This is a genomic window from Enterobacter sp. CGMCC 5087, assembly GCF_003144775.1.
Classification (GTDB): Bacteria; Pseudomonadota; Gammaproteobacteria; order Enterobacterales; family Enterobacteriaceae; genus Enterobacter; species Enterobacter cloacae_M.
Genome location: NZ_QFXN01000307.1, coordinates 1 through 6,664 on the forward strand (window position 1 = coordinate 1; position 6,664 = coordinate 6,664).

Genomic DNA, 6,664 nt, shown 5'->3' on the forward strand with positions numbered 1-6,664 from the left:
TGAAGCGTAACCGGACGTAAAATCAAGCGCTTTGGTCATCATGACTCCTTAGTCGTGGCGCGGATCGAGCGCATCGCGCAGCCCGTCGCCGAGTAAATTAAAGCCCTGCACGGCGAGGAAAATCGCCACGCCGGGGAAAACGGACATCCACGGCGCCTGCTCCAGAAACCCTTTCGCGGTGTTGAGCATGGAGCCCCATGACGGATTGGGCGGCTGCTGCCCCAGCCCTAAAAACGACAGGCTGGCTTCGGCTATAATCGCCGAGGCAATCGCCAGCGTGGCCTGCACGAGGATCGGCGACATCACGTTGGGCAGGACGTATTTGATGATGATCCAGCGATCCGGCAGACCAATCGCCCGCGCGCCGTCGATGTACTCTTCGTTGCGAATGGCGATCACCTGGCCGCGCGTCAGGCGAGCGAAGATCGGCATCGCCGAAAGACCGATGGCAATCATCGCGTTGGTCAGGCTCGGGCCCAAAAACGCCCCCAGCGCGATCGCCATGATCAGAAACGGACAGGCCAGCAGCGCCTCAATAAACCGCGAGATCACTCCGTCCCACATCTTCTGGAAGTAACCCGCCACCAGACCCAGCGGCACGCCGATGACCACCGCGATAACGACCGACATACAGCCCGCCATCAGCGAGGTGCGAGCTCCCCAGATTATGCGGGATAAAATGTCGCGCCCCAGCTCGTCGGTGCCGAACCAGTACATCGCCGATGGCGCTTTGCGCACCGCCAGGAAGTTAGCTTTGACCGGGTCGAACGGGGCGATCCACGGCGCCAGCAGCGCCACCAGCACAAAGAAGCCCACCACCACCGCGCCAATCACCGCGCTTTTGTTGGCGAGGAATTTCTTCAGCACCCGGTTTTGCGCGCGCGGCAGCGCGGGGGCTAGGGTTTGCGTCGTCAGTTCCGCCATGGTTAACCTCGCATTTTCGGGTTGATAAGGACGTAGAGCACGTCGGCCAGCAGGTTGAGCATCAGGAAGCCGATCGCCACGATCAGCACCACGCCCTGCACCACCGCGTAGTCACGGTTAAATACCGAGTCGACGATCATCTTGCCGAAGCCCGGAATGGTGAAGACCTGCTCGGTCAGTACCGCGCCGCCCAGCAGCTCGCCGAACAGCAGCGTAGTGAGGGTGATGACCGGCACCAGCGCGTTGCGAAACGCGTGCTTTAGGATCACCGCCTTCGGCAGCAGCCCTTTCGCCCGCGCGGTGCGGATGTAATCCGCTTTCAGCACGGCAATCATCGAGGCGCGGGTGTGGCGCATCAGCGTCGCCGCGAGGCCGGTTCCGAGCACGGCCGCGGGCAGCAGCAGCGTGCGCAGGTTCTGAAGCGGATCTTCACTGAACGGCACGTAGCCGGAGGCGGGCAGCCACTGCAGGTTCACCGAAAAGACCAGTATCAGCAGGATCCCCAGCCAGAAGTGCGGGATCGAGATCCCCGAGATCGCCACGAAGTTCGCCCCGTGATCGACCCAGCTGTTTTTGTTCACCGCCGCGAGGATCCCCATGCTGATGCCAAACACCAGCGCAATAATCATCGCCAGCAGCGACAGCTCCAGCGTGACCGGCAGCTTGCTGGCGATCAGCTGCGTCACCGGTTCGTGCGTGCGTAAGGAGACGCCCAGATCGCCCTGCAGCGCCCGCGTCAGCCAGTGGAAATACTGCACGGGGATCGGCGCATCGAGGTTCAGCTCCGCGCGCAGCTGGGCGATGACCGCCGGGTCGCGCTCCTCCCCGGCCATGGCGATTAGCGGGTCGCCGGGCAGCAGCTTTTGCAGACCGAAGACCATCATGCTCACCAGCAGCAGGGTTGGTATAGCCAGCAGCAGACGTTTGCAAATCAGTTCCAGCATGGGTTCTCCTCAGGACCTTTATTTCGCCAGCGTCAAACCCGCCAGACGCACGATGCCGTCCGGGTACGGCTTAAAGCCCTGCACGCTTTTGTTCAGCCCGAAAATGCGCGGCTCGAAGTAGAGATAGGCAATCGGCATGTCGGTTTGTAGCTGCTTCACCACCTTGTCGTACAGCGGCTGGCGTGCGGCCTGGTCGGTGCTCTGGCGCGCCTGGGTCAGCCACTCATCGACCTGCGCGTTGCTGTAGCGGCCGTCGTTAAGCGTGCCTTTGCTGTTGATAAAGCCGTAGATGCTGCCGTCCGGATCCGGGCGTCCCGACCAGCCGGAGAAGCTCAGCTGATAGTCGCCGCTTTGCTGGCGGTCGAGCAGCGTGGCGAATTCGGTCATCTGCAGGTTCAGGTTAAATCCGGCCTCGGCGACCATCGCCTGCAATACCTGACCCACCTGCTGTGAGGTAGGGTTGTTCGGCACCAGCAGGTTGACGGTCAGCGGCGCGGTGACGCCTGCCGCCTTCAGCAGCGCTTTGGCTTTGTCGACGTCACGCGGCGGGACCGGCAGATTAACGTGATACGGGCTGACCGGGGAAAACGCCTGGTTAGCCGGGGTGTAAAGCCCTTCGAAGACCACCTGGTTTAACGCATCGCGGTCGATGGCCTGAGAAAACGCCTCGCGCACGCGGGCGTCCTTGAACGGATCGTTGGCCGGCACCTTGCCGTTGTTGATGTTGAAGGTGATGCCCTGATAGCCCAGGCCGGTTACCTTCGCCAGCGCCAGCTTGCTGTCGGCTTCGACGGTTTTAACGTCGCTGGCGGCGATGCCTTCGGTCAGGTCGAGATCGCCCGCGCGCAGGTTCGCGAGGCGCACGGAGGCATCCGGGATCGGCAGATAAATGATTTTGTCGAAGTGGTAGGCGTCTTTGTTCCAGTAGTTGTCGAAGCGGGTCAGCACGATGCGGTCCTGGGACACGCGGCTGTCGAACTTGTACGGGCCGGAGCAGACCGGGTGGGCGGCAAAGTCAGGCTTTTTCGCCGCCTCGGGGGCCATCATCGCGCCCGCACGGTCGGTGAGCTGCATCAGCAGCGCGGCATCGGGGGTCTTCAGGTGCAGCGCAATCTGCATCGGGCCGGTGACCTCGACCGATTCAACGGAGGAGATCTCGCTTTTACGCAGAGAGCCTTTTAAGGTCAGGGCGCGGTCGAGATTGTATTTTGCCGCGGCGGCATCGAATTTCTCACCGTCGTGGAAGGTGACGCCTTCGCGCAGATTGAGCGTCAGGGTTTTACCGTCGTCACTCCACGCCCAGTCTTTAGCCAGGCCGGGGACGACCTTCAGATTTTCATCCACGTCCACCAGCCTGTCGCACAAGGAGGCAAAGACGAAGCGGCCATAGTAGGTGCGCGCCAGATGCGGGTCGAGCATGTCCGGGTCAGCGCCCAGGCCGACCCGCAGCACGCTTTCAGAATGGGCGGGCAGCGCCGCGCCAAGCAACATAACACTTCCCAGTACGGTCAAAAGAGAATTACGCATTGTCATTATCATGAGTTCCTTGAAGGAAGAGACGAGTGAGTGGCCGCGTGTTCAAACAGCGCGCGGCGGCGCAGAAAGGCGGCGGATGGCGGTGCTATCTGAATAACGCTGCGATCGCGGTTGATCTCCTGCCAGCGGTGGCAGGCAACCTGACGTCCGCCGTCGAGCACCTGATTGATCGGCTCAACCTGGCGGCATTCATCGGTGACGTACGGGCAGCGGGTGTGGAAACGGCAGCCGGACGGCGGGCTGGCAGGATTGGGCAGATCCCCCTGCAGCAGCGGCGCGTCGCGTTCAGTGCCCGGCTGCATCTGCGGCGCCGAGGCGATCAGCGCCTGAGTATAGGGGTGCAGCGGCGCGTCAAAAATCTCGTCAACGGTGGCAAGCTCGACGATTTGCCCGAGATACATGACCGCCACGCGATCGCTCATGTGGCGGATCACCGCCAGACCGTGGGCGACAATCACCATCGTCAGCCCCAGCTGGTGCTTCAGGCTTTCCAGCAGGTTGACCACCTGCGCCTGAACGGAGACGTCCAGCGCGGACACCGGCTCATCGCCCAGCAGCAGTTTCGGTCCCGAGGCCAGCGCGCGCGCAATGCCGATACGCTGGCGCTGCCCGCCGGAAAACTCGTGCGGATAGCGCCCGGCCCAGGCGGCAGGCAGGCCAACGGTTTTGAGCAGCTCGGCAACGCGGTACTGGCGATCCGCTTTTTTCATGTTCTGATGCAGCCACAGCGGCTCCCCGACGATCTGCTCCACCGTCATGCGCGGGTTGAGCGAGGCGAAGGGATCCTGGAAGATAATCTGCAGCTCGCGCCGGAGCTGGTTCAGGCGGGCACCGGAGGCGTCGGTGATCTCTTCCCCCTGGTAAAACACGCGCCCTTCGCTGGCGGCCAGCAGGCGCAACAGCAGACGACCGAGGGTAGATTTCCCGGAGCCGGACTCGCCGACGATCGCCAGCGTTTCGCCCGGCATCACGGCAAGCGAAACGCGATCGACCGCGGTGACAAACCGTGCCGGGGTAAAGAGTTTTTTGGGGCCGGGGAAAAGCTTGCTGAGGTCACGGGCTTCAAGAATGGGCGTGGTCATGCGATTTCTCCCAGGGCAATGTGCTGTTCGAGCGGCACGCGGAAGCAGGCGACCTTATGGCCCGCGCCGAGCGCGGTGAGCTGCGGTTTTTCAGCATGGCAGCGCGACTGCGCAAACGGACAGCGGGTGGCAAAACGGCAACCTTTCGGCATGGATTCCGGGAGCGGGACCGATCCGGGAATGGTGGAGAGCTGGCCCTTGCGTGCGCCAAGTGAAGGAATCGAGCCCATCAGGCCGATGGTGTACGGATGCTGCGGGTCGGCAAAGATGGCCTCCACGCTCCCCTGCTCCACCACCTGTCCGGCATACATCACCGCTACCTGCTGGGCGACTTCTGCTACGACGCCTAAATCGTGGGTGATCATCAGCACCGCCGTGCCGGTTTCCTCTTTTAAGGCGTTGAGCAAGGCGAGGATTTGCGCCTGGATGGTGACGTCGAGCGCAGTGGTGGGCTCGTCGGCAATCAGCAGTTTGGGATGGTTAATCAGCGCCATCGCAATCATCACCCGCTGGCGCATGCCGCCGGAAAGCTGGTGGGGATATGCTTTCAGGCGCATCTCTGCCGCCGGGATCTGTACCTTCTCGAGGATCTGCAGCGCGACCTTCATCGCCTCTGCGCGCGAGACGTTCTGGTGCCGCATAACCGCTTCGCTAAGCTGATCCCCCAGCGTAAACGCCGGATTGAGCGAGGTCATCGGCTCCTGGAAAATCATCGCCAGCTCGCTGCCGCGCAGGTCGGCATATTCCCGCGGCGAGAGCTTTCGCAGATCGTGGCGGCGAAACTGCATCTCGCCGCTGACAATCTGCGCGCTGGCGGGCAGTAACCCCATCAGCGCCAGTGAGGTGATACTTTTCCCGCAGCCGGACTCTCCCACCAGCGCCAGCGTTTCGCCCGCCCTGACGCTCAGCGAGATACCATCAAGCACGCTAGCCGGCGAGCCAGCAAACGTAACGTTGAGGTTTTGCACCCGCAATACGGGCGTGGCGTCCTTAAAGGGTATTGTCGTCATGGCGTGAAGTCGTCCTCAAGGTGGATCGCCTGAATCAGGGCGGTTTGCAGGCTGAGCAGGTGTTCGCGCATGGCGGCCGCGGCTTCATTAGGCTGGCGATGGATAATCGCAGACATGATCTTATGGTGGTGGTCGTTATAGCTGTCGACACGTTCGGGCGTGCGGGCTAATTCGCGCAGATGCTGCCAGCCCGGTTCGCGCCGAACGGCATCAATGGCATCAAACAGGCCGAGCATCAGACGGTTGCCCGCCGCCTCGGCAATTGCCCGGTGAAAGGCGCTGTCCCAGAGTTCGTTGAGATCGCGGTCATCCGGGCTGACCTTGTCGATGCGTTCCAGCATACGCTGCATGAGCGCGAGGTTTTCCCTGGTGGCACGCAGTGCCGCAAGCCGGGCTAAGCCGGGTTCGAGCTGTAGACGAGCTTCCATCACTTCCAGAAGGTTGGTCTGCTGAACCAATCCCTGAAGGGCCAGCGGTTCAACAGGTGCCGCCGGGCCAATAAAGGTCCCTTTGCCCTGCTTACGCCAGATGCGGCCCTCTTCTTCCAGCACGTCCAGCGCACGACGCACTTCGCGTCGTCCTACGCCGAGAGTGTCCGACAGCTCACGTTCCGTGGGCAGCGGTATGCCTGGTGTTGACTCATGCTGGTTGATAAGCCCGCGCAGCTGCTCAAGCGCGGTGCTGGAATTTGCCAGAAACCGTGACGGTTTTTCCATATTGGTTCGCTCGCTTTCATCATTGCTTTATTTTTATTAACGATAAGTTATTGATATGGAATGAAGCTTATCGTGCTAATGATTAAGCAATAACCAAACCAATAATTAATTGGTTCGGCATATTTTTGGAAAGCAGGAGTTAACCAAATGATTCTGCGTGAATTATTTTTACAGAAAGAAACATTCTGAACGAGGTGCGAGGAGAAGATCGATGGAGAAATGCACAACCATAGTGCAAATAATGCACTACACCTGTGCAATTGTTAATAAATTGCACCATGCATATTAACTTTATGTTAACAATAAGTGAGAGGATGAGATTACAGAAGGCTGAAACGACGAAGGCCTGAATCATTTCTGATTCAGGCCTTCTGAATAGTGGCGGAACGGACGGGACTCGAACCCGCGACCCCCTGCGTGACAGGCAGGTATTCTAACCGACTGAACTACCG

General features: G+C 60.7%; 6 protein-coding genes. All 6 read right to left on the reverse strand.

The window, feature by feature from the left end; translation table 11 throughout:
- Positions 1 to 48 precede the first annotated feature (48 nt).
- The 6 genes from DEO48_RS25020 to DEO48_RS25045 are packed head-to-tail and all read right to left on the reverse strand — an operon-like array spanning position 49 to position 6,212.
- Complete coding sequence (locus DEO48_RS25020) at positions 49 to 924, reverse strand: ABC transporter permease (protein WP_109846594.1); 876 nt, start codon at positions 922 to 924, stop codon at positions 49 to 51.
- Positions 925 to 926: 2 nt separating this feature from the next.
- Positions 927 to 1,868: an ABC transporter permease gene (locus tag DEO48_RS25025; RefSeq protein ID WP_109846595.1), complete on the reverse strand. Its 942-nt coding sequence runs from the start codon at positions 1,866 to 1,868 to the stop codon at positions 927 to 929.
- Positions 1,869 to 1,886: 18 nt separating this feature from the next.
- A complete protein-coding gene (locus DEO48_RS25030; protein WP_181367059.1) occupies positions 1,887 to 3,401 on the reverse strand; it encodes an ABC transporter substrate-binding protein in 1,515 nt (504 codons plus the stop codon).
- Positions 3,402 to 3,403: 2 nt separating this feature from the next.
- Positions 3,404 to 4,486, reverse strand: a complete 1,083-nt coding sequence (locus DEO48_RS25035; RefSeq protein WP_109846596.1) for an ABC transporter ATP-binding protein — start codon at positions 4,484 to 4,486, stop codon at positions 3,404 to 3,406.
- The gene (locus DEO48_RS25040; RefSeq protein WP_109846597.1) at positions 4,483 to 5,496 is read right to left on the reverse strand and encodes an ABC transporter ATP-binding protein; all 1,014 of its coding nucleotides are present in this window, start codon (positions 5,494 to 5,496) and stop codon (positions 4,483 to 4,485) included. Before DEO48_RS25040 ends, DEO48_RS25035 begins: the two co-directional genes overlap by 4 nt.
- The gene (locus DEO48_RS25045) at positions 5,493 to 6,212 is read right to left on the reverse strand and encodes a FadR/GntR family transcriptional regulator (protein ID WP_023334601.1); all 720 of its coding nucleotides are present in this window, start codon (positions 6,210 to 6,212) and stop codon (positions 5,493 to 5,495) included. Before DEO48_RS25045 ends, DEO48_RS25040 begins: the two co-directional genes overlap by 4 nt.
- Between the last annotated feature and the right edge of the window lie 452 nt (positions 6,213 to 6,664).

What these genes read in the sequence shown, in the direction of transcription:
- DEO48_RS25040 (WP_109846597.1), bottom strand. Translation starts at nt 5,496, where the DNA reads ATGACGACAATACCCTTTAAGGACGCCACGCCCGTATTGCGGGTGCAA.
- DEO48_RS25035 (WP_109846596.1), bottom strand. Translation starts at nt 4,486, where the DNA reads ATGACCACGCCCATTCTTGAAGCCCGTGACCTCAGCAAGCTTTTCCCC.
- DEO48_RS25020 (WP_109846594.1), bottom strand. Translation starts at nt 924, where the DNA reads ATGGCGGAACTGACGACGCAAACCCTAGCCCCCGCGCTGCCGCGCGCG.
- DEO48_RS25030 (WP_181367059.1), bottom strand. Translation starts at nt 3,401, where the DNA reads ATGACAATGCGTAATTCTCTTTTGACCGTACTGGGAAGTGTTATGTTG.
- DEO48_RS25045 (WP_023334601.1), bottom strand. Translation starts at nt 6,212, where the DNA reads ATGGAAAAACCGTCACGGTTTCTGGCAAATTCCAGCACCGCGCTTGAG.
- DEO48_RS25025 (WP_109846595.1), bottom strand. Translation starts at nt 1,868, where the DNA reads ATGCTGGAACTGATTTGCAAACGTCTGCTGCTGGCTATACCAACCCTG.